General features: G+C 63.6%; 19 protein-coding genes and 1 tRNA gene. 11 read left to right on the top strand and 9 right to left on the bottom strand.

Annotated elements, in window-relative coordinates; genetic code table 11:
- Positions 1 to 8: 8 nt before the first annotated feature.
- The 6 genes from HY921_01815 to HY921_01790 are packed head-to-tail and all read right to left on the bottom strand — an operon-like array spanning position 9 to position 8455.
- Complete coding sequence (locus HY921_01815) at positions 9 to 2237, bottom strand: DNA translocase FtsK (protein MBI5629600.1); 2229 nt, start codon at positions 2235 to 2237, stop codon at positions 9 to 11.
- Positions 2238 to 2242: 5 nt separating this feature from the next.
- The gene (locus HY921_01810) at positions 2243 to 2731 is read right to left on the bottom strand and encodes an acetyl-CoA carboxylase, biotin carboxyl carrier protein (protein MBI5629599.1); all 489 of its coding nucleotides are present in this window, start codon (positions 2729 to 2731) and stop codon (positions 2243 to 2245) included.
- 5 nt (positions 2732 to 2736) lie between these two features.
- Positions 2737 to 4944, bottom strand: a complete 2208-nt coding sequence (gene pnp, locus HY921_01805; protein MBI5629598.1) for a polyribonucleotide nucleotidyltransferase — start codon at positions 4942 to 4944, stop codon at positions 2737 to 2739.
- Between the two features lie 2 nt (positions 4945 to 4946).
- Entirely contained in the window at positions 4947 to 5213 is a 267-nt protein-coding gene (rpsO, locus tag HY921_01800) for a 30S ribosomal protein S15 (protein MBI5629597.1), read from the bottom strand.
- 31 nt (positions 5214 to 5244) lie between these two features.
- The gene (locus tag HY921_01795) at positions 5245 to 7185 is read right to left on the bottom strand and encodes a PAS domain S-box protein (protein ID MBI5629596.1); all 1941 of its coding nucleotides are present in this window, start codon (positions 7183 to 7185) and stop codon (positions 5245 to 5247) included.
- Positions 7166 to 8455 carry a CinA family nicotinamide mononucleotide deamidase-related protein gene (locus tag HY921_01790; protein MBI5629595.1) on the bottom strand — a complete coding sequence of 430 codons (1290 nt, stop codon included), beginning with the start codon at positions 8453 to 8455 and terminating at the stop codon, positions 7166 to 7168. The genes HY921_01795 and HY921_01790 overlap by 20 nt, the downstream gene beginning before the upstream one ends.
- Before the next feature lie 65 nt (positions 8456 to 8520).
- On the opposite strand from HY921_01790, the gene gmk reads away from it, so the two are divergent.
- The 11 genes from gmk to mltG all read left to right on the top strand — a co-directional run bounded on the left by gmk (position 8521) and on the right by mltG (position 18517).
- On the top strand, positions 8521 to 9129 hold the full coding sequence (gene gmk / locus HY921_01785; GenBank protein ID MBI5629594.1) for a guanylate kinase: 609 nt from the start codon (positions 8521 to 8523) through the stop codon (positions 9127 to 9129).
- Between the two features lie 16 nt (positions 9130 to 9145).
- A complete protein-coding gene (locus HY921_01780) occupies positions 9146 to 9442 on the top strand; it encodes a hypothetical protein (GenBank protein ID MBI5629593.1) in 297 nt (98 codons plus the stop codon).
- A 13-nt stretch (positions 9443 to 9455) separates the two neighbouring features.
- The gene (locus tag HY921_01775; protein MBI5629592.1) at positions 9456 to 9992 is read left to right on the top strand and encodes a hypothetical protein; all 537 of its coding nucleotides are present in this window, start codon (positions 9456 to 9458) and stop codon (positions 9990 to 9992) included.
- Between the two features lies 1 nt (position 9993).
- Positions 9994 to 10629: a hypothetical protein gene (locus HY921_01770; GenBank protein MBI5629591.1), complete on the top strand. Its 636-nt coding sequence runs from the start codon at positions 9994 to 9996 to the stop codon at positions 10627 to 10629.
- Between the two features lie 65 nt (positions 10630 to 10694).
- Positions 10695 to 11330 (top strand): uracil-DNA glycosylase, encoded by a 636-nt coding sequence (locus HY921_01765; protein ID MBI5629590.1) that lies wholly within the window; start codon positions 10695 to 10697, stop codon positions 11328 to 11330.
- Positions 11327 to 11929: a hypothetical protein gene (locus tag HY921_01760; GenBank protein MBI5629589.1), complete on the top strand. Its 603-nt coding sequence runs from the start codon at positions 11327 to 11329 to the stop codon at positions 11927 to 11929. Before HY921_01765 ends, HY921_01760 begins: the two co-directional genes overlap by 4 nt.
- Before the next feature lie 6 nt (positions 11930 to 11935).
- Positions 11936 to 13906: a primosomal protein N' gene (gene priA, locus HY921_01755; protein ID MBI5629588.1), complete on the top strand. Its 1971-nt coding sequence runs from the start codon at positions 11936 to 11938 to the stop codon at positions 13904 to 13906.
- Positions 13907 to 13975: 69 nt separating this feature from the next.
- Positions 13976 to 15130: a tyrosine--tRNA ligase gene (locus HY921_01750; GenBank protein ID MBI5629587.1), complete on the top strand. Its 1155-nt coding sequence runs from the start codon at positions 13976 to 13978 to the stop codon at positions 15128 to 15130.
- Positions 15127 to 15954: a FecR domain-containing protein gene (locus HY921_01745; protein MBI5629586.1), complete on the top strand. Its 828-nt coding sequence runs from the start codon at positions 15127 to 15129 to the stop codon at positions 15952 to 15954. Before HY921_01750 ends, HY921_01745 begins: the two co-directional genes overlap by 4 nt.
- Positions 15951 to 17549, top strand: coding sequence for a methylmalonyl-CoA mutase (locus HY921_01740; protein ID MBI5629585.1), 1599 nt, complete (start codon positions 15951 to 15953; stop codon positions 17547 to 17549). The genes HY921_01745 and HY921_01740 overlap by 4 nt, the downstream gene beginning before the upstream one ends.
- On the top strand, positions 17537 to 18517 hold the full coding sequence (mltG, locus tag HY921_01735; protein MBI5629584.1) for an endolytic transglycosylase MltG: 981 nt from the start codon (positions 17537 to 17539) through the stop codon (positions 18515 to 18517). The genes HY921_01740 and mltG overlap by 13 nt, the downstream gene beginning before the upstream one ends.
- A 118-nt stretch (positions 18518 to 18635) precedes the next feature.
- Here the strand turns inward: mltG and HY921_01730 are convergent.
- The 3 genes from HY921_01730 to aspS all read right to left on the bottom strand — a co-directional run bounded on the left by HY921_01730 (position 18636) and on the right by aspS (position 21327).
- Positions 18636 to 18708, bottom strand: a tRNA-Ala gene (locus tag HY921_01730).
- A 93-nt stretch (positions 18709 to 18801) separates the two neighbouring features.
- On the bottom strand, positions 18802 to 19440 hold the full coding sequence (locus tag HY921_01725) for a hypothetical protein (protein ID MBI5629583.1): 639 nt from the start codon (positions 19438 to 19440) through the stop codon (positions 18802 to 18804).
- Between the two features lie 111 nt (positions 19441 to 19551).
- On the bottom strand, positions 19552 to 21327 hold the full coding sequence (aspS, locus tag HY921_01720; GenBank protein MBI5629582.1) for an aspartate--tRNA ligase: 1776 nt from the start codon (positions 21325 to 21327) through the stop codon (positions 19552 to 19554).
- Position 21328: the final 1 nt, after the last annotated feature.

Raw genomic sequence — 21328 nt, 5'->3', positions numbered from 1 at the left:
TGCGTATATTATACGTCCTTTCGGTCGATGGGAACCTGGGGGAAATGCTTGTGCAGGTAATCCTCGATCAAGTCGAAATGGATTTCCCAGCGGTTGGAGCCCTCCGGCTTGTGGATCATTTCCTTGACTTCCAGGAGGCTCAAGAGATTCGTGGCCCTGGCCGAGGAGCCGAACTGGGACTTGAGCAGATCCTGGGAGACGCGCCGGCGCTCCAGGACCAGCTTCAAGGCCTGGGAAAATTCGAGAGGCTCCACCCCGAAGGATGAGAGATCCGCCTCGGCCGCCTTGGCCATGGTCTCGAGCGTGGGGTAGTCGGGCTTGCCCTGGGCGCGCAGGTGCCCGGCGATTTTCGAGATCTCCTCCTCGCTGACGTACGCCCCTTGGCAGCGCTCTGGCTTCTGAGCTCCGGCCGCCAGGTACAGGAGGTCTCCCTTGCCCTGCAGGGACTCGGCTCCCATGCAGTCGAGGATGACCTTGGAGTCGACCTTCGAGATCACCTGGAGGGCGATGCGGCAGGGAAGATTCGCCTTGATGACCCCGGTGATGACGTCCACCGAGGGCCGCTGGGTGGCTAGGACGAGGTGAATGCCGACGGCCCGGGCCATCTGGGTCAGGCGCTGAATGGAGTCCTCCACGCTGTCCTGGGCCACAAGCATCAGGTCGGCCAGCTCGTCTATCACCACGACGATGAAGAATTCGCGCGGCTGTCCCCTCTTGTCTGCCTCCTTGTTGTAGGAGTCTATGTTGCGCACCCCGAAGAGCTGGAATCTCTCGTAGCGCCTCTCCATGAGCTTGACCAAAGCCAGCAGGGACTTGGACGCGTCCTTGGGGTTGGTCACCACCCCCACCTTGTCGGCCGGGGAGGTCGGGTCGAAAAGGTGCGGGATTCCATCGTAGAAGGTGAGCTCGAGGCGCTTGGGGTCGATGAGCAGGAACTTGACCTCGTCCGGCCTGGCCCGAAACAGGATGGACAGGATCAAGGAGTGGATCGTGACGGACTTTCCGCTGTTGGTGGCCCCCGCGATGAGGACGTGGGGCATCTTCTGCAAATCCGCGGCCTTGGGCTCTCCGGAGGAGCTGAGGCCCAGCGCGAAGGAGAGCAGCGGCGCCTGCGCGGGCAGAGCCTGGCTTTCCAGAATCTCGCGCAGGACCACCAAGGCGGGCCGGGCGTTGGGAATTTCCACTCCCACCGCGGCCTTGCCCGGGATCGGGGCGATGATGCGGATGCCGCGGGCCTTCAGGGCCAGGGCGATGTCGTTTTCGAGGGCTACGATCGAGCTCACCTTGACGCCCGGAGCGGGAGCCAATTCGTAGCGGGTGATGACGGGGCCGGGGGCCACTCCCGTCACCTTGGCCTCGACCCCGAAGCTCCTTAGGGTCCGTTCCAAATCGCCGATGGCCGCGCCGATCTCGCTTTCCAAGGGCTTGCCGCGGTCCTTGGCGGGCGGCGGCGAATTGAGTAGGCCGAAAGGAGGCGGCTCGTAGGAGCCCGCAGCGGGCGAGCCCTCCGAGGGGCGGGCCTTTGGAGCAGGAGTATGGGGCGGCGGTTTCGGAACGTGGATGATGGGAGGCGACGCAAGCGGGGCGGCGTACCCGGCAGGGTCACCGTGTCGGACTTCCTCGGGAGCGGCGTTGGAGTCCGGAGCGGCCGTGGCTTGCGCCAACTGGGAGCAGAGGGCTTCTCGGGACCTTTTCCAATCGCGGAAATCTTGAACCACGATTTGCAGGGCCTTGGTCGCCCAATGCGACCAACGCACGCCGAAAAGAACCTGGAGGCTGAAAAGGAACGAGGCCAGGCTCAAGGCCAAGGCGCCGAATCCCCCCAAGGCCAGGGCCAGGCGGGCCTCAAGCCCCAAGCCCAGGATTCCCCCGGCGTTCTGGGGGTTCAAATCCAGCCATTGGGCCAGCAATGCCAGGAGAGAGGAGGAGGCTCCCAGGCACAGCAGACCAGCTGCCGCCGCGATGGTCCAGCCAGAGGCCTTCTTGCTCTTTAAGTAGCCCGCGAGCCCCTTGATGAGGAGCAGCGGCAGAAGGTAGGCGCCTAGACCCAAGGAAAGGAAGAGCCGCTCGGACGTCCACGCTCCCACCGCGCCGGAGAGGCTCGGGAACAGCAGAAGCCAGGAGAGGTAAAGGGTTCCGGCCAGCCCTACGATCCAGCGCGCCGCCAAAATCCAGAGCGAGCCCTTCTTGGAGCCCTTCTGGCCCTTGGCGTACGCGCGGCGCGGCTCACGCCCCATGGCCGTCAAAGACGCTGGACGAAGAACAGATCCTGTCCGGATTTGACCGGCTTGCCGTTCTCCAGGCAGGCCTTGAGTATCACGCAGGGAAAGTCCGCCTTGATTTCGTTGAAGACTTTCATGGCTTCGATCATGCAGAGGACTTGGCCCGCCGAGACTTTCTCCCCGTCCTTGACGAACGGCGGGCTCGAGGGAGAGGCGGCGCGGTAAAAAATTCCCATCATCGAGGCTTTGACGGCGGCGGCCCCCGGCGGCGGACCCATGGCGGCCAGCGCATTTCCCGAGGGCCCGCCATGGCCGGCCGCTCCCGCGGACGGGCCCGGCGCTATGCCCGCCATGGGGACCGGAACGGGGATGGGCGCTGGGGAGGCGGCCCTGCGCCTTACCAGGCGGACATGGGTCCCGGGGTCGTCGAGCTCCAGGGTTTCCAGGTTGTGCTCGACCATGAAGTCATAGAGCCCCTTGAGCTTGGGAAGAGCCCCGTCCTTGGCCATGGCGCTTATTTGCGGCCGTGTCCCCCGCGATGATGAGGCCTGGTCTCCTCGCGCCTAGGGTGGGGCTGGGAGCCGTTGCCCTCCGAGCCCGGGGAGATCACGGCTTTGCGCGAAAGGCGTATCTTGCCGTCGTTATCGACCTCGAGGACCTTGACCTCGACTTCGTCCCCTTCCTTGAGGACGTCCTCGACCCGGCGCACTCGGTTGACGTCTATTTGCGAGATGTGGAGAAGGCCTTCTTTGCCTGGGAAAATCTCGACGAAGGCCCCGAACTCCTTGATGGAAACTACGTGGCCCTTGTAGATCTTCCCGACCTCCGCCTCCATGGTAAGGGCCTCGACCTCGGCCTTGGCCTGTTCGCAGCCCAAGGCGTCGACTCCGGCTATGTAGACCGCGCCGTCGTCCTCCACGTCCACCTGGACTCCGTAGGTCTCGATGAGCCGGCGGATGTTCTTGCCGCCGGGACCGATCAAGGCTCCAATCTTGTCCACGGGGATTTGCAGGCGCATGAGGCGCGGAGCGTAGGGCGAGAGCTGCTTGCGCGGCTCGGGCAAGGCCGCGTTCATCTTGTCGAGGATGAAGAGGCGGCCCTTCTTGGCCTGCTCCAAGGCCTCCTTTAGGATCTTAATGGAAAGGCCTTCCACCTTCATGTCCATCTGAAAGCCCGTGATTCCCTTGGTGGTTCCGGCGACCTTGAAGTCCATGTCTCCGTTGTGGTCCTCGATGCCGGCGATGTCGGTCAGGATGGCGTGGCGATTCCCCTCAAGAATGAGGCCCATGGCGATGCCGGCGCAAGCGGCCTTCATGGGCACTCCGGCGTCGAACAGGGCCAGGGAGCCTCCGCAGACCGAGGCCATGGAGGAGGAGCCGTTGGACTCCAGGATGTCGGAGACTAGCCGTATCGTGTAGGGAAACTCTTCTTCTGAAGGAAGAAGCTCGGCCAAGGAGCGCCGAGCGAGAGCCCCGTGTCCGATTTCCCGCCGGCCGGGGCCGCGCTCGGGGCGGTACTCGCCCACGGAGAAGCCCGGGAAATTATAGTGGAGCAGGAAGCGCTCCTTGTACTCCCCTTGGAGCTCGTCCATGATCTGCATGTCGCTGGGGCTGCCCAAGGTCGCGGCGACCAAGGCCTGGGTCTGCCCCCGCGTGAAGAGGACCGAGCCGTGCAGGCGGGGCAGAACCGGGAGTTGGATGCTGATGGGCCGGATCTCGTCGAACTTTCGGCCATCGGCTCTCAGGTTCTCTGAGACGGTCATCTCCCGGCTTTCCTCATAGAGGATGTCCTCGATGATGGAGGAGGCGTGCGCGGCGCCTTCGCTCAAGGCCGGGTCGGCCTTGCCGGCTTCCGCCAGTTCCTTTTTCAGCGAGTCCTTCAAGGTGTCCACTGCCTCGTCGAGGCTGGCCTTGTCGAGCTTCGAATGCAGGGCCTTGCGGATCGGCTCCAGGGCCTTCAAGGTCACGTAGTCGACCACGGCCTTAGGCTTCTCCGGCTCGGAAACCTGGCGCTTGATGATCTTTCGCCCGGCGGCCTCCGAGGCCTGCATGAGCTTGAGTTGGAGCTCGCAGAGCTTGTCTATGGCTTGGGAGGCGATGTCGAGGGCCTCCACGAAGGTTTCCTCGGAGACCTCGGAGGCGCTTCCCTCCACCATCAAGAGAGCTCCCTTCTTGCCCGCCACCACGAGCTCGAGCTCGGAGGATTCCCGCTCCTCGAAAGTCGGGAAAAGGACGAAGGCTCCGTTGACTCGGCTGATGCGCACCGCGGCCACGGGACCGTTCCATGGGATCTCGGAAAGCATGAGCGCTGCGGAGCCCCCGGTGATGGCCAGGACGTCGGAGTCGTTCTGGAGGTCGGAGGAGATGACCACGGTCTGGACCATGGTCTCGTAATTCCAGCCCGACGGGAAGAGGGGCCTTAGAGGCCGGTCCACGAGGCGAGAGGACAGAATCTCCTTCTCGCGCGGGCGGTTCTCCCGCTTGAAGAACCCTCCAGGGATCCTGCCGGCCGCGTAGGTCCTCTCGCGGTAGTCGGAGGTCAGCGGGATGAAGTTCACTTCTTTGGGCGTGCTGCTCGCGGCCACGGCCGAAAGCGTCACGGTCTCGCCCAAGTGGGTGGTCACCGAGCCCGAGGCCTGCTTGGCCATCGTGCCGGTCTGCAAAAGGAGAGTCTTTCCGCCTACAGTTTCCTGTAGGCAGATCTTTTGGATCTGATCTGCCATGGTTATTTCCTCAGGTCTAGAGATTTAAGGATGCTGCCGTAGGCGTTCAGATCTCGTCTCTTAAGGTAAGAGAGAAGGCGCCGCCGCTGGCCCACCAGGCCCAGCAAACCCATTTGAGAGGAGTAATCCTTTTTGTGGGTTTTGAGATGGGAAGAGAGTCCCTTGATCCGCTCCGTCAAAAGGGCCACTTGCACCGCGGGGCTTCCGGTGTCTCCGGCCTGCGGCGCGAATTTCTTGATTATTTCAGTCCTATTTTCCTTGGTTATCATGGGGTTATTATATTAATTCAGACTCCTCAAGTCAAACGCGGGGCTCGAGCAGGCCGCAGACCGCGGCGATGAGCTTGGCGGGCTCGACGGGCTTGGAGAGGTACACTTGGAATCCCTCGGCCAAGGCGCGCTGGGCGTCCTCATCCTTGGCCAGCGCCGTGAGGGCCAGGGCCATGATCCTTCCGCCCCGGGAGGCCTCGAGCGCGCGGATTTTTCGGATAAGGCTGTAGCCGTCCTCGTGGGGCATGGCGATGTCTGAGATCAGCGCCTCCGGCCTTTCCCGCGTCAGTAGCTCGAGGGCTTCCCGCGCGGAGCCGGCCGTCAGAACCTCGGCCCCGCACTGCTTGAGAATCATCGAGAAAAGCCTGAGAGAATCCGGCTCGTCGTCCACGACCATGATCTTGCGCCTCTTGAGGGTGTGGTCGAGGTTGAGCGGCGGGCTTGCCGAGGCCTCCCGGGCGGCGCTGGCCTTGAGCTGAGCGGAGCCCGCCTTGAGCAACGGCAGCTTGACGGTGAACGTGGCCCCCCCTCCCCGGCCGGGGCTTGCGGCCTCGATGCTGCCTTTGTGGAGTTCGACCAAGTGCTTGACGATCGAAAGCCCAATGCCCAGCCCTCGATGCTCGCGCGTGAGCGAGCTCTCGGCCTGGCGGAACGGTTCGAAAATTTGGGGCAGGAAGCCGGGGTCGATGCCGATCCCGCTGTCCTCGACGCGCGCGCAGGCCCGGTCTTCTTCCTGCCAGAGGCGCGCGACGACGCGCCCTCCCTCGTTGTTGAACTTGATGGCGTTGACGAGGAGATTCCAGAATATCTGCTGGAGTCTCGCCGCGTCCCCGGCCGCCCGGGGCTCTGACTCGACGCGCATCTCCAACGTCACGCGCCGCGCCTCGGCCATGGCCCGCACGGTTTCCAGGGCGGATTGCAGGCAGGCCTTGAGCTCCAGGGCCTCCGGCTCTATGTGGGTCTTGCCGGTGACGATGCTGGAGATGTCGAGAAGGTCCTCGATGATCTGGGACTGCAGCTGCATGTTGCGTTCGATGATGTTCATGGCCCTTTCGGAGTCCTTCGGTGAGAGCTCTCCCGAGCGCAGGAGCTTCATCCAGCCCATGATCGCGGTCATGGGAGTGCGCAGCTCGTGGGAGACGACGGCCAGGAAGTCGTCCTTGGCGCGGCTGGCGGCTTCCGCCTCCGTGCGGGCGATTTGCTCGAGCTTGAGGAGCCTCCCGTGATCCTCCTCGGCCTGCTTGCGCTGGGTGGCGTCCCTTACCACGCACACCAATCCCCCTCCCTCGATGCGTGTCAGCGAGATTTCCTGGGGGAACAGGGTCGAGTCCTTCTTTCGCCCAGCGGCCTCTCCGTGCCAGTGGCCTTGATTCTTGACGGCCGGCATGATCTCGGCGGCCAGGCGCTTGAGGTCCTCCTCGCCGCAAAGCCTATGCCAAGATTTGCCCAGGAGCTCGCTGGCCCGCTCATAGCCGTAGATCGCCGCGTAGGCGTCGTTCAAATAGACGACGCGCCCGCTGTCGGCGATGATGGCGATGCCATCCATCGAGGCCTTCATCGCCGCGGCTTGGCGGCGCAAGAGCTGCTCGGCCTTGACTCGCTCGGTGATCTCGGTCGAAATCCCGATGACGCCTCCGCGCCGGCTCTTTGAATCGCGGTGCGGATAATAGCGGGTCTCGTAAATCACGCCCTTGTACTCCATGGCGGCGGTGAAATCCTCGCCTTTGAGCGCGCGCCGGACTTGGGCCAGGATCAGGGGATAGTCTCGGCAGAGCTCGAAGATGGATTGGCCGGCAAGTTCGCCGGACTTAAATCCCAGGCTTTCGAGGCCCTTGCCCTCGCACAAGGTGATGACGCCGTCTAGGTCTATGAGCCAGAGGATGATCGGGGAGTTCTCGACTATGGCGCGAAGCCGCTGGCGGGTTCCTTGGAGGGCCTCGCGCATGGAGGCGCTATTCTTGCGCTTGGGCATTGAGTTCGCTCAGCAATAAGTGGAGGGCCGCGCCGGCCGCCCTTTGGCGTATGGTTTCCCTTTCTCCAGACAGGGACAGCTTCCAGGCGCGGGAGTGCTTGCCCTTCCCCTCGCCTCCGCAGAGCCCGACGAAGACGAGGCCGATCGGTTTATCGGGCGTGCCGCCGCCGGGGCCCGCGATGCCCGTGATCGACAGCCCCCAAGAGGCCCGGGCCATGCGCCGGACCGACTCCGCCATCTCCCGCGCGCAGGCGCTCGAGACCGTGCCGCGTCTGGCCAAAGTTTCCGGGCGGACCCCGAGGAGTCGCGTCTTGAGCTCGTTGGAGTAAGCCACGATTCCTCCAAGGAAATAGGATGAGCTCCCCGCCGTCGAGGTGAGCCGCGCCCCCAAGAGGCCGCCGGTGCAGGATTCCGCCGTCGCCAAGGTTTGGCCCCTCCTCTTAAGCAGGCGGCCCACGGTGGATTCCAAGGTCTCGGAACCTTCCGCGAAGATGCGGGGGCCGACCGCCGCGTAAAGGCCTTGCCTTATGCGCTCCAGGAGTTTCCGGCTGAGGCCGGGCGTCGCGGCAGTGGTCGTGGCGTGGAAATCCACCTGGCCCGCCGAGGCCAAGATGGTGAAGGCCTCCCCTGGACGGGGATTCTTCGTGAGAAACGCCAGGCGCTGGTCGGCCACGGATTCGGGAAGGCCGGAGAGGTGCGCGACCAAGTGGCGCGCGAAAATGCCCCGCCCGTAGGTCTTGCGCAGGAAGCCGAGCACCCTCGATTCGAACATGGGCGAAAGCTCGGCAAAGGGGCCGGGCATCAAAGCCACGGCCTGGGGCCACGGCATCTTTTCCCTCGGGACGGCCAGCAGCTGCCCTGGAGCCGAGCCGGTCCCGTTGGGGAGAACCTCGGCTCCCTCGATGACGTAGGCCTGGCGCCGGTTTTCCCGGGGTGCTGCCATGCGGTGGCGGCGGAATTTTTTCCTGATTTCCGAGTAAAGGGCGGGCCGGTAGACGAGTTTTCGTCCTAGGGCCTCCGCCGCGGCCTGGCGCGTCACGTCATCGAATGTCGGGCCCAAGCCTCCGCAGAGGAGCAGGGCGTCGCAGCGCTTGAGGCAGGCCCTGATCTCCTCGCGCAAGCTCGGCAAGTCATCCGGCAAAGTCGAGGCCTTGGAAAGTTCTAGCCCAGCGGATTTGAGCCGGAGGCTTATGTAGCTTTGGTGCGTGTTCAAATGCCCGTTCAGGAGTTCGGAACCCACGCAAATCAGCTCCAGGCGGGGCCTGTTCATGAGTCCAAGGTAGCATTTTCAATAAAATTTGTCTGCGGCGCCATTATTTGCTAAAATGAAAGTTGATGCCAAAAGGGACTCTGGCCGTGATCTCGGCTCCCTCCGGGACGGGTAAATCCACCATCGCCCGCAAACTGCTTCAGAAGCGCAAGGATCTTCGCTGCTCGGTCTCATGCACGACCCGCTCCCCTAGGCACGGGGAGCGGCACGGCAAGCATTATTTCTTTCTGACCCGGGAGGAGTTCAAGAAGAAGATCCAGGGCAACTACTTCCTCGAGTGGGCTATGGTCCACGACGAGTACTACGGCACTCCCCGGCAATTCATAGAGGCGCAGATCAAGGCCGGACACCAAGTCCTGCTCGCCATCGATGTTCAGGGCGCGGCCGCCGTCCGCAGAAAGATCCCGGACTCGATCCTGGTGTTCCTAGCCCCTCCCTCCCTGGAGTCTCTCAGGGACCGCTTGGCGGCGCGGCGGGAGGACGCGGAGTCGGCGAGCAAGAGGCTGGCCAACTCCAGGGGCGAGCTTGCCGCGGTCAAGGAGTTCGATTATTTCGTGATCAACGACAATCTCGAACAGGCGGTGGCGCAGGTCGAGAGCATCCTGACGGCGGAAAGCCTCAAGGTCAGCCGCCAGGAATTTCCGGATTTCGTGACGGCAGGGTCCCGGCTTTGACCCCAACGGAGGAACGATGAGCAAGAAGGAAAACGCGGCCAAGGCGCACAAGGAGCCCAAGCCGGTCGAAGAGATCATCCTGAACTACCAAGGCGAGAAGTACGCGGCCATTCCCTTGGCGGCCCAATGGGCCAAGGTTCTCCGGCGCAAGGAAGAGAATCGCCATCTGACTTCCAACGAGCTGTTGGATTTGTCCTTGAGGGATGTCCTGGGCGGCGAGGTGGACTGGAAGGATCTCAAGAAGGCCATGGCCAGCGCCCCCGCCGAGGCCTCCGAGGCTCCTAATGGGGTCGAGGCCAAGTCCAAGAACTGAGAGTCCCACGGCCTTGCCGAAATCCCCCCTTCGCGTTGTCCTGGGCGTGACGGGCAGCATCGCGGCCTACAAATCCGCCGAAATAGCGCGGGGCCTGGTCAAGCGCGGCTGCCAAGTGCGCTGCGTGCTGACTCCGGGAGGCGCGCAGTTCATCACTCCCATGACTTTGGCAGCGCTCTCGCGCAATCCGGTGGCTCAGAATATGCATGATCCCGCCTTGTGGGACATGGCGCATCTTTCCCTGGCCAGCTGGGCGGACCGGGTCGTGGTGGCGCCCGCCTCGGCGGATTTCATGGCGCGCCTGGCCTGCGGCCGCGCCGAGGGCCTTTTGGACGGCTTGATCCTGGCCACGAGGGCTCCGGTGGCGGTTTGCCCCGCCATGGACGAGGAGATGTGGACCCACCCCGCGACCCAAGAGAATCTGCGCCGGATCAAGAAGTTCGGCTATCGGGTCTGGGGGCCCGGCAAAGGCGAGTTGGCCAGTGGCAAGAGCGGCTGGGGTCGGCTCCTGGAGCCCGTGGAAATAGTCGCGCGCGCCTGCCGGCGCTGAGATGCGCGGGCTGCGCCTTCTCATCACCTCCGGTCCCACCCGTGAATTCCTCGATCCCATCCGCTTCATGACCAACGCCTCCTCCGGGAGGATGGGCTGGGCCTTGGCGCGCCAGGCGATAAAACGTGGCGCGCGCGTGACGGTGGTGAGCGGGCCTTCTTGCGTTCCCGCGCCCAAGGGGGTCGAGGTGGTTCGCGTTCTCACGGGCCTTGATATGCTCAGGGAGGTTTTGGCGCGCCTGCCCGGAGCGGATTTGGTCATAGGAGCCGCGGCGGTGTCGGACTGGAGGTTCGCCGCGCGCCGTGCCCATAAGATCAAGCGGGGCCCGGAGCCCCTGCGTTTGACTTTGATCCCGAATCCAGATATCATCAAAGCGGTGGCGGGCCGCAAGTCTTCTCAGGGCCGCCCGATCGTGGTTGGCTTTGCCCTCCAGACGCGCGCGGGTCTGGAGGCGGCTCGAGAGAAGATGAGGCGCAAGGGCCTAGACCTTGTCGTGTTTAACGGCCCTTCCTCCTTGGGAGGAGACAGGTCCAAAGCCTCGATTCTGAGGCGAGACGGCTGGGTCCGGTCCCTGCCAGAACAATCCAAGGACGCCCTGGCCCGGGCTATTTTAGCGGCGGCGGAGGTTTTGCTGTGAAGGACGAATTACTGGAGCTGAGCCGTTCCCTCAAGAAACGTGCCGCGCTGGCCGACGAGTCCGACATAAGCCCTGGCCCGGCGCCGGCTCCTTCGGACCGGGCCGCGGCCCTGGAGGCCTTGGCCGCGCGCGTCCAAGCCTGCCGGGGATGCCCCCTGGGCTCGCAGAGGATACAGGCCGTGCCCGGGGTGGGCTCTGCCGAGGCGCGCGTCATCTTCATCGGGGAAGGACCTGGGTTTTCCGAGGACCACCGGGGCGAGCCGTTCGTGGGGAGATCGGGCCAACTCTTGGACAAGATACTGGCCGCCATAGGGCTTTCGCGCCGGACGGTCTTTATCGCCAACGTGGTCAAGTGCCATCCTATGAAGGACCCTTCCGATCCCGAGGCCCGCGGCAACGACCGCCCGCCGAGCCCCGAGGAGATGGCGGCCTGCCGCCCCTATCTCGACGAGCAAATCCGAGTCATCTCTCCGCGAGTGCTGGTGACCTTGGGCGCGGTGGCCGCGCGGGCCATTCTGGGCGGCGAGATCCAGATCACGAAGATCCGCGGGCAATGGCAGTCTTATCTGCCGCAGGGCGCGCCGACCGCGATCAAGCTTTTGCCCACCTTCCATCCGGCCGCGCTCCTGCGCAATCCCGAACTCAAAAAGGACGTTTGGACCGACATGAAAAGCCTGAAGCAGGAGCTGGAGCTGTCGTGAAGCCCTCCAAGGTCCGCGGATTCTTCAGGGACGACTCCGCGGCCGACGAGAAGCTGTTTTCCTATTTCAAATATTTCATGGACGACAAGGGCGTGGCCTCGGTGACTCCCAGCAGCAAATACCTGGCCGCCAGAGTCATCAGGGCCATGGACTTGAAGAGTCCCGGCCCCGTGGTTATCGAGTACGGGGCGGCGGACGGGGTCCTGACCAAGAAAATACTGGATAACCTTCCCGCGGGCGGCTCCATGCTTGCCATCGAACTCAACCGGAGTCTTTTCGCCTCCTTGAAGCGTCTCTCGGACCCCAGGCTCAAGACCTGCCAGGGCGACGTGCGCGGCATCGAGGCCATCGCCAGGCGCTTCGGCGTCGCGCGCGCCGACGTGATCGTTTCCGGCATCCCATTCGCCTTCCTCTCCGGCAGGGGGCGCCACGAGTTCCTGGTCAAGACCGCCGAGCTCTTGAAGCCCGGCGGGCGCTTCGTGGCTTATCAGGTGACAACCCACCTCATCCCCCTTCTCAAGGATTATTTCAAGCGGGTCAAGACCGAGTTCGAGATCCGAAATATTCCGCCCCATTTCGTCTTCACCGCCTTCAAATAGACGATTATGCGCATCGCCGAGGTCGCGTTTCCGGTTCCCCTTCACCGAGGCTTTCATTACCAGGTCCCAGAGGACCTTCCCGTGAGCCCCGGGATGCGGGTGCGAGCCCCCTTCGGGCCCCGGCGAGCCGTGGGGACCGTTCTTTGCGTTTTCGAGGGGGAGCCGGAGAGGAAGCTCAAGGCGCTCGAGGCCTCGCTCGAGGCCGAGCCCGCGCTCACCCCCGAGCTCTTGGAGGCGGCCGTTTGGATTTCGCGGCGCTACGCCGCTCCTATCGGGGAGTGCGTCAAGGCCGTTCTGCCGAGTTTCATCAAGCAGCCCTTGCCGGGAGGCGCTCTTTCTTTCCCGGCGGTCCGGGAATCAGCCGGGAAGGGCTTCACGCTCACCGCCAGTCAAAGCCGGGCTCTCGACTCTCTTGCAGAAAGGCTCAAGGAAAGAAAACCCCATGTTTCACTGCTCTACGGGGTGCCGGCCTCGGGCAAGACCGAGGTTTATCTGCGTCTCATACGCCAGGCCGTTTCCCGGCAGGGCCAGGTCCTGTTCCTTCTTCCCGAGATAGCCCTCACTGCCCCTTTTTTCGGGGAATTCCAAGCCGCCCTCGAGGTCCCCGTGGTGCTCTGGCACAGCGAGATTCCCGTGCGCCAACGCCGCCAGGCCTGGTGGGGTTTGAGGATGGGCCAAGTCCGAGTCGTGGTCGGGGCCCGCTCGGCCTGCCTCCTGCCCTTCCAGGACCTGCGCCTGGTGGTCATCGATGAGGAGCAGGACGAGTCGTTCAAGCAGGAAGGGCAGTCCCCCCTGTATCACGCCCGAGAGGTGGCCATCGAGAGAGCCAGGCGTTTCGCAGCGCTCGCCGTTCTCGGCTCGGCCACTCCCTCCCTTGAGAGCTGGGAGCGCGCGCGGCGGGGCGATTGGGAGCTCCTGCCCATGCCCGAGCGCGTTTCCGGAGTGCCCCGTCCCGCCGTCCAGGTCGTGGCCAAGCCCAAGGCGGGCTGCCTTTCCGAGGAGCTTGTGGAGAAGATCAAGGAGCGCCTCAAGAACCGCGAGCAGTCCATCCTTCTGGTCAACCGCCGGGGCTTTTCCACCTTGGTCATGTGCGGCAAGTGCGGGTGGGTCGACCGCTGCTCCTCCTGCGGGGTGGCCAAGATCCAGCACCAGAATCCCGAGGGAGGCTATTGGCTCGTCTGCCACCACTGCAGCCGCAAGTCCGACTTCCGCGCGGAATGCTCGCGGTGCAAGGCCCAGGCCCTGCGCGTCTCGGGAGTCGGGACCCAGAAGGTCGTGGCCGAACTCAAGGCGCGCCTGCCAGGGACCCGGGTTCTGCGCATGGACCGCGACACCGTCTCTAAGGAGGGTTCGGCGGAGTCTCGCCTCTACGAGCGCTTCAAGGCGGGAGAGGCCGACATCCTCGTCGGCACCAAGCTCGTGGCCAAGAGTTTCCATTTTCCGGAGGTGACCTTGGTGGGCGTGGTGGACGCCGACACCATGATCCACATGCCCGACTTCAGGGCCTCCGAGAGGACCATGCAGCTCTTAGCCCAAGTGGCCGGCCGCTCGGGCCGCGCCGAGAAGAAGGGAGAGGTGCTCCTGCAAACCCTCGAGCCCGACCATATCGCCATTCTCGGAACGCTCAACGGGGATTACGCGGCTTTCGCGGAAGCGGAGCTGGGCTCGCGCCGAGAGTTGGGTTATCCCCCGTTTTCGATTTTGCTCAGGGCCCTCTGGAGCGGCGCCCGGCAAGAGGATGTCGAGCAGGCGGCACGGGACTGCGCCAGAAGGCTGCGCGATGAGCTGGGGCTTGGCGAACGGGTCCTTGGCCCGGCTCCCGCGGTGGTGCGTCTGGCCTTGGGCAAGTTTCGCTTCCACATCCTGCTCAAGCTGTCGGAGGCGGAGCTGGGTCGGGCCCTGGCTTGGCTTGGGGCCTATCCCGCTCCCACTGGGTCCAAGCTCAGGCTGAACGTGGACCCCTACGATTTATTTTAGGTAGAATCCCCTCCATGACCGAGCATAGCGCAGGAAATGGTTGCTCCATGCGGAGCAGGTAAGGCAACCATGGATCCGGCAGTTCATCTCAAGCGCGGCTGCGTTTCTCTGGCGAGCGAGGAGGAGCTCGATCGCAAGCTTTCCCTGGGAAGGCCCCTGCGCGTCAAGCTGGGCGTGGACCCGACCTCCGCCGATCTGCATTTGGGCCACAGCGTGGTGCTCATGAAGCTTCGCGCCTTCCAGGATTTAGGCCACGTCGCCGTCCTCATCATAGGAGACTTTACCGCCCTCATCGGCGATCCCTCCGGCCGCGACTCCACCCGGCCGACTTTGAGCCCGGAGCGAATTGCCGCCAACGCCGCGACTTACCAGGAGCAGGCTTTCAAGATCCTGGACTCCAGGAGGACCGAGATCCACTTCAACGCGGCTTGGCTCAAGCCCTTCGTGCAGGGCCGGCTTTTGGAGGTCCTGAAGCGACACACGGTCCAGCAGATACTGGCCCGGGAGGATTTCAAGGAACGCCTGAGGGCCAACTCGCCCTTGACCATGCTGGAGACCTTGTATCCCATTTTCCAAGGCTACGACTCAATTGCGGTTCGCGCCGACGTGGAGCTTGGGGGCAACGACCAGCTGACCAATCTCCTCATGGGGCGGCGCATGCAGGGCGACGAGGGCCAGGAGCCGCAGGTGGCGATGACCCTTCCCCTGCTGGTGGGCTTGGACGGCGTCAAGAAAATGTCCAAGTCCTACGGCAACGCGATCTCATTGAATGATCCCCCCCGGGATATGTTCGGCAAGCTCATGAAGATATCCGACGAGCTGATGATTTCTTACTACGAGCTCCTGACCAACGAAGACGTCGAGAGCGTCAGGAAGCGCCATCCCATGGAGGCCAAGAAAGGTCTGGCCGAGGCGCTTACGGCCAGGTTCCACGGTCCCGAGGCCGGCAGGCGGGAGAGGGAATTCTTCGAGGCGACGTTCTCCAGGCGGGAAATCCCCACCGATGCCGTCAAAGAGCTGAGCTTGCCGGCGGGGCTCTCCTTGAGCGAATTGATACTGCGCTCGGGCGGGACCAAGTCCCGCAACGAGGCCCGGCGCCTGATCGTCCAGGGCGGGGTGAAGATCAATGGCGGCAAGAGGCAGACCGACGAGCCGGTGAACTCTCCGGCTTGCTTCATCCTGCAGGTGGGCAAGCACCAATTCGTGAGGGTTACGTTGACATGAAGCGGGCCTGGCTCGGGTTGATCATGGCATCGAGCTTGGCGCGGCCCGCGACGGCCGGGGAAGGCTGGGACTTCCGCCTCATGGACGTCCAAGGCTCGGTCACGGTCTACACCCAGGAGGAGCCAGGGGGCGCTGCGGCCCAGGCCGGCCTTCCTCTAGAGGCCGGCGACCGCGTGAGCGCGGGTCCGAACGGCAGCGCGGAGATAGGCATCGGCGGCAAATCCCTGATCGCGCTCAAATCCGGCTCCGAAATCGTTTTGAGCTCCCCCCAGCCGGGAGGCGCGCTCATCGAGCTCGGGCTCGGGAGCCTGCTTGCCAAGCTTGAGCCGCTTCTGCCTGGGCAGAGCCTGAGGGTGCGCACCCCCACGGCCGTGGCTGCGGTCCGCGGAACCGAATTCGGCGTCGAGTTCTCGGCCGAGGAGAAGGAGACGCTGGTGGGAGTGTTCGACGAGGGGCGCGTCGAGGTGAGCGGCGGTTCGGGTGCTATGGAGACGCTTCAAGCCAACCAGGAGACCTCTATCTCCGAGGGGAAGCCCCCGCTTCAGCCCTACGTTCTGAGAAGGCTTGCCCGCCAGCGCGCGTTCATGAGAGCCATTCCCAAGCGCCTTCGCCGCATGGCCAAGGAGTGGAAGGCCCTGCCTCCCGCCCAAAGGCGGGCCCTGCGCCGGCGCGCCTTCGAGGAGATGCGCCGCAGGAAGGAGGATCGGCTGCAAAGGCAGCGCTTGCGCGACCGGCGCGGACCCGCGCAGAAGAGGCCCAGGCCGGACCAGGAGCGCATGGAACGCCGGCGCGAGGAGATCCGGCGCCGGAGGAGGACGCCATGAGCGTGGAAGTGCTGAAAGGAGAGATCTTGCCCGCGACCCTTTCCGGAATTGCCGTCAAGCTCGAGTACGGGCCGGAGGACTTGGCGGGACAAGACTACCTAGGAGAAGTCGGCAGGCCCGGCCAGTACCCCTTCGTTCGCGGCCTCAAGGGTAGCGGCTACCGCCTGCACCCCTGGACCATGCGCCAATTCGCGGGCCATAAGACCGCGAAGGATACCAACGAGAGATTCAAGTACCTGCTTTCCCACGGGGAGACGGGGCTTTCCACGGCCTTCGACCTGCCGACCTTGATGGGGCTGGACTCCGACGACCCGCGTTCCTTGGGCGAGGTCGGCCGGGAAGGCGTGGCCGTGGACAGCCTCGCGGACTTCGAGGTTCTGTTCTCCGGCATAGACCTTGCCAAGGTCTCCACCTCGATGACCATCAATCTGCCGGCTCCGGTGCTGCTGGCCATGTACTTGGCCGTGGCCCGCAAGCAGGGCGTGCCCTTCAAGCGCCTGCGCGGCACACTCCAGAACGACATCTTGAAGGAATACATCGCGCAGAACGAGTACCTTTATCCCCCCGAGCCCTCGATGCGCCTGGTGCTCGACGCCATAGAATACTGCGTGCGCGAGGTGCCCCGCTTCTACCCCATCTCCATCTCCGGCTACCACATACGCGAGGCCGGAGCCGACGCGGTCCAGGAGTTGGCCTTCACCTTGGCCGACGGCCGCGATTACGTCCTGCGCCTGGTGAAACGGGGCCTGAACATCGACGATTTCGCTTCTCAGCTCTCCTTCTTCTTCGACGTGCACAACTGCTTCTTCGAGGAGATCGCCAAGCTTCGGGCGGCGCGCGGCATCTGGGCCAAAATCATGAAGGAGGAGTTCGGGGCCAAGAGGGAAATTTCGTGGATGATGCCCATGCACTGCCAAACGGCCGGGGTGAGCCTGACGGCCCAGCAGCCCTTGAACAATATCGTCCGCGTGGCCTACCAAGCTTTGGCCGGGGTTCTGGGGGGCACGCAAAGCCTCCACACCAACTCCTACGACGAGGCCCTGGCCTTGCCCAGCGACCAGGCCGTGATGACGGCTTTGCGCACCCAGCAGATCCTGGCCCTGGAGACCGGCCTCACCGATACTCCCGACCCGTTCGGGGGCTCCTATTATCTGGAAGCCCTCACGCGCCAGGTGCAGGACCAGGCCCTGGAACTCATGAGCCGCATCCGGGAGCTGGGCGGCGTGGTTCCGGCTCTCGAAAAGGGGTTTTTTCACAAGGAGATCGCTGAGACCGCCTACCGCCACGAGCTTGAGCTGGACGCCGGCCGGCGGCGCATCGTCGGGGTCAACCTGCATGCGACAGAGGGGCGGATCCCGCCTATTTTGAAGATCGCAAGCTCCGTCGAGTCGGGGCAGGTCAGGGCTTTGAAGCGCCTGCGCCGCGGGCGAGACAACGCGAAGGTCTCGGCCGCCCTCAAGGCCGTCAGGGAAACGGCCAGATCCCGGGAGAACCTCATGCCCGCCATCCTGGAGGCGGTCGAGGTCTACGCCACCGTGGGCGAGGTCACACAGAGCCTCAAGGAAATATTCGGCGAGTATCAGTGCGCAAACTAATCGCGGCGGCCCTTCTCGGCCTCCTGGTTTTCGGGGCATGGCTGCTTTATCCCTCGCCCGGCGGCCCGGTCGAGGTCACCGTTCCCCCCGGGCTTTCCGCCTGGCAAACCGCCCAGCTTTTGAAGGAGAAAGGGGTCCTCAGATCGGCGCGCCTATTCAAGCTCGCGGCGGCCCTCACCAAGACCGACCGCAGGCTCAAGCCAGGGACCTATGAGCTCAGGCGCAGCATGCCGGCAACGAAAGTCTTGCGGATTCTGGCGTCGGGAGCGGCCCGCAAGGAGCTCAAGGTCGTCATTCCAGAGGGCTTCTCGGCGCGGCAGATCGCCGAGCGGCTTGAGGCGGAAGGGGTTTGCCCGGCTCAGGCCTTTTTGAAGGAAGCCCAAGTCCACCGCCTGGAAGGCTACCTATTCCCGGCCACCTACTCCTTCGAGCCCGGGACCGCCGCGGCCGCCGCGGCGCAAAGGATGCACCAGGAGTTCAAGAGCCAGATCTTGAGGCATTTCGAGGCCGCGGAGCCGAAGCCCGCGCTTAATCTCCACCAGCTCGTCACCTTGGCCTCCATCGTCGAGCGAGAGGCGGTGCTGCCCCGGGAAAAGCCCATGATCGCGGCGGTGTACTTGAACCGCATGCAGAGGCGCATGAGGCTAGAGGCCGACCCCACCGTTCAGTACGCCTTGAGGCATTGGAAGAAGGGTCTCACCACGGAGGACTTGCGCACACCGTCGCCCTACAACACCTACATGCATTACGGCTTGCCCCCCGGCCCCATCTGCAGCCCGGGTCTCGACTCTTTCAAGGCCGCCATGCGGCCCGCCGAGACCGACGCCGTCTACTTCGTGGCCGACAACACCGGGGGGCATGTCTTCTCTGCTACCCATGAGGAGCACATCAAGGCCAAGCAGTCCTTCAAAAGGGGCTTGCGTGCCCTCAGGGAGCGCCTGAAGCGCGGCTACGGCGGTGGACAGTAGTGGTGGGCGTGAAGTTGGACGTGAGCGGGATCGAACCGCAGGGCCAGTGCGTCCTGCGGACACGCGATGGGCACTGGCCCTTTTCTTTATAGCCGGTCAGCGGTCCGCGTTAAAACTATGGACGTGAGCGGGATCGAACCGCTGACCTCCTCGTTGCGAACGAGGCGCTCTCCCAGCTGAGCTACACGCCCGAAAATCGGAAGGCGAGTAATTTTAACATTTTTGGGCGTGCTTGGGATGCTCTCTCGCCCAGGTCCGATCGGTCATGCGATTACCAAACATATTCAGAAGGTGAGTTCATCATTAATTTTTTTAACCGTGGCGTTCACTTTTTTGTTGCGCGATTCGGCCAGGATATATTTCAGAGCTATATTGAGGGCGCGGTTGGCTCGTTTGTCGGACAAACTCTCCAAGGTGGCACGTTGCAAGAGCGCGTGCTTGTCCGCGATGATATGCGTGAGCTTGCGCCATAGTGGGACATCGACCACTTTGTTTTCGCTTTTTACGTAGCGGAAACCCTTCGCTTCAAATGGTTCCCACTCAACCGAGAGGTACGGGTCCGAGTACGTTCCCATGTGGATTTTACCATGGAAGGCAATGTATGTACTGCCGAAATCCACCTGGAGCGACCGCATTTTTGCCATTTTTAATGTCGCGTCTCTTACTTCCGGATATTTATCAATATTGGTTTCGAGAGCTATTTTCATGGCCGCGGCCAGACGCAGGATTTGGTTATTCTCATCTTTCTGTTCCGGCGTCGGTTCAGATTGCGGTTCCTGGTTAAGGGCAGAATCGCTATTTCTCGGGCTGCGATAGCCGCCTGTTCTAGCGTCCGAGCCGTTGCCGTCCCGGCCGTCCGCCCAAGCCGGGCTCAAGGTGCTGCAAAGCAGAAGAGCCATAATTCCGGCCATTATCTTGTTCATTCTTCCTCCCATAATCAGATTCTATGAAAATAGCCGGGAAACCGCGATCGCGCGAGGGCCTATAGGCCCATCCCAACGTGGGTCGTAGGGCCTACGAGCAAACGGCTGGGATTAGGGAAGCCGAGCCGGGAGATCGAGCTTGATGTGCAGCTCCTTGAGCTGCTTGGGGTCGACGGGGGACGGGGCCTCGCTTAAGGGGCAGGCGCCCTTCTGGGTCTTGGGGAATGCAATGACCTCTCGGATGGAGTCCTCTCCCCGCAGGATGGCGACCAGGCGGTCAAAGCCAAGCGCGATCCCGCCGTGGGGCGGGGCCCCGTACTCGAGGGCGTTGAGGAGGAGGCCGAACTGCTCCTCCTGCTCCTCCGGGGAAAACCCCATGAGGGAGAGGATTTTGCGCTGGAGCTCGGCCCGGTGGTTGCGGATGGAACCGGAGGCAAGCTCGACGCCGTTTAAGACGAGGTCGTACTGATGGGAGGCGATGTGGCCTGGGTCGGAGTCGAGCTTTGGGATCTCGCTTTCCAAGGGGGCCGTGAAGGGGTTGTGGGTGAAGGTCCAGCGCTTCTCCTCGGGAGCCCACTCTAGGAGGGGAAAATGCACCACCCAGAGAAAGCTCCAGGGGCGGGTGGGAGCGGGCTTGAGCTTGAGGATGAGCTCCTTTCGGAGCGCTCCGAGACAGGGGGCGGCGACCTCGGGCTTGTCGGCGGCGAAGAAGAGATAATCTCCGGGTTCTGCCCGGCACAACTCTCGAAGGCCGGATATTTCCGCGGGCCCCAGGAACTTAACGATGGGAGAATTGGGGCCCGCCGCTTCCCATTTGATCCAGGCCAGGCCCTTGGCGCCCAAGGCCTTGACCATGTCCGTGAATTTGTCGATCTCGGCGCGGGAAAACTCGGCCTTGGCCTTGAGGACTCGGACCACCCCGCCGCCGCGGGCGGCTTCCCCGAAAACCTTGAATTGGCTTTCCTTGAATAGCGCCGTGGCGTCTTCGATCTCAAAGCCGTAGCGCAGGTCCGGCTTGTCCGAGCCGTAGCGGCACATGATATCCTCGTACTCAAAGCGCGGAAAAGGAGTTTCGAGCTCTGTTCCCAGGGCTTCCCGGAAGATGCTTTTCAGAAATCTTTCGACGGTCGAGTGAACGATCTCCTCCGTCGCGAAGGACATCTCTATATCTATCTGGGTATGTTCTGGCTGGCGGTCCGAGCGCAGGTCCTCGTCTCGGAAGGCGCGCGCCAGCTGGAAGTAGCGCTCGACCCCGGAGGCCATGAGGATTTGCTTGAAGATTTGCGGGGACTGGGGGAGGGCGTAGAAGCTGCCGGGGCTGAGCCTGGCGGGCACCAGGAAGTCCCGGGCTCCCTCCGGCGTGGCCTTGGTGAGCATGGGAGTCTCGACCTCGAGAAACCCCTCGGCATCGAGCTCGCGACGCACGATCATGGCGATCTTGTGGCGGAGAGTGAGATTTCCCAGCATCTTGGCCCGGCGCAGGTCGAGGAAGCGGTACTTGAGCCGGATTTCCTCGGAAACCGAGGCGTGCTCGTCCACCGGGAAGGGCAGAGGCTTGGAGGCGTTGAGCACCCGGATCTCCTTAGCGCGCACCTCGATCTCTCCGGTGGGCATCTTGGGGTTCTCCGTGCCCCGGGGCCTTCTCTCGACGATCCCGCGCAGGCTTACCACATGCTCGGCCCCGAGCCTGCCCGCGGCGAGGAACGCCTCGGCCTCGTCCGGGTGCGCCACCACCTGCACCAGGCCCGAGCGGTCGCGCATATCAAAAAAGTACACTCCTCCGTGGTCCCGGCGGGAATGAACCCAGCCGGCCAGGAGGATTTCCTGGCCCAAGTCGCAGACGCCGAGCGCGCCGCAGGAATGGCTGCGATACGGATTGGCCGTCATG

Source organism: Elusimicrobiota bacterium, from assembly GCA_016218575.1.
Lineage (GTDB): Bacteria > Elusimicrobiota > Elusimicrobia > UBA1565 > UBA9628 > JACRDN01.
The sequence above is the reverse complement of the archived record's forward strand: the minus strand, read 5'-3'. Positions and strand labels throughout refer to the sequence as shown.

Excerpts from the sequence above, each read along its gene's own strand:
- HY921_01815 (MBI5629600.1), bottom strand. The coding sequence starts at position 2,237 with ATGGGGCGTGAGCCGCGCCGCGCGTACGCCAAGGGCCAGAAGGGCTCC.
- HY921_01810 (MBI5629599.1), bottom strand. The coding sequence starts at position 2,731 with ATGGCCAAGGACGGGGCTCTTCCCAAGCTCAAGGGGCTCTATGACTTC.
- pnp (MBI5629598.1), bottom strand. The coding sequence starts at position 4,944 with ATGGCAGATCAGATCCAAAAGATCTGCCTACAGGAAACTGTAGGCGGA.
- rpsO (MBI5629597.1), bottom strand. The coding sequence starts at position 5,213 with ATGATAACCAAGGAAAATAGGACTGAAATAATCAAGAAATTCGCGCCG.
- HY921_01795 (MBI5629596.1), bottom strand. The coding sequence starts at position 7,185 with ATGCCCAAGCGCAAGAATAGCGCCTCCATGCGCGAGGCCCTCCAAGGA.
- HY921_01790 (MBI5629595.1), bottom strand. The coding sequence starts at position 8,455 with ATGAACAGGCCCCGCCTGGAGCTGATTTGCGTGGGTTCCGAACTCCTG.
- gmk (MBI5629594.1), top strand. The coding sequence starts at position 8,521 with ATGCCAAAAGGGACTCTGGCCGTGATCTCGGCTCCCTCCGGGACGGGT.
- HY921_01780 (MBI5629593.1), top strand. The coding sequence starts at position 9,146 with ATGAGCAAGAAGGAAAACGCGGCCAAGGCGCACAAGGAGCCCAAGCCG.
- HY921_01770 (MBI5629591.1), top strand. The coding sequence starts at position 9,994 with ATGCGCGGGCTGCGCCTTCTCATCACCTCCGGTCCCACCCGTGAATTC.
- priA (MBI5629588.1), top strand. The coding sequence starts at position 11,936 with ATGCGCATCGCCGAGGTCGCGTTTCCGGTTCCCCTTCACCGAGGCTTT.
- HY921_01750 (MBI5629587.1), top strand. The coding sequence starts at position 13,976 with ATGGATCCGGCAGTTCATCTCAAGCGCGGCTGCGTTTCTCTGGCGAGC.
- HY921_01745 (MBI5629586.1), top strand. The coding sequence starts at position 15,127 with ATGAAGCGGGCCTGGCTCGGGTTGATCATGGCATCGAGCTTGGCGCGG.
- HY921_01740 (MBI5629585.1), top strand. The coding sequence starts at position 15,951 with ATGAGCGTGGAAGTGCTGAAAGGAGAGATCTTGCCCGCGACCCTTTCC.
- HY921_01725 (MBI5629583.1), bottom strand. The coding sequence starts at position 19,440 with ATGAACAAGATAATGGCCGGAATTATGGCTCTTCTGCTTTGCAGCACC.
- aspS (MBI5629582.1), bottom strand. The coding sequence starts at position 21,327 with ATGACGGCCAATCCGTATCGCAGCCATTCCTGCGGCGCGCTCGGCGTC.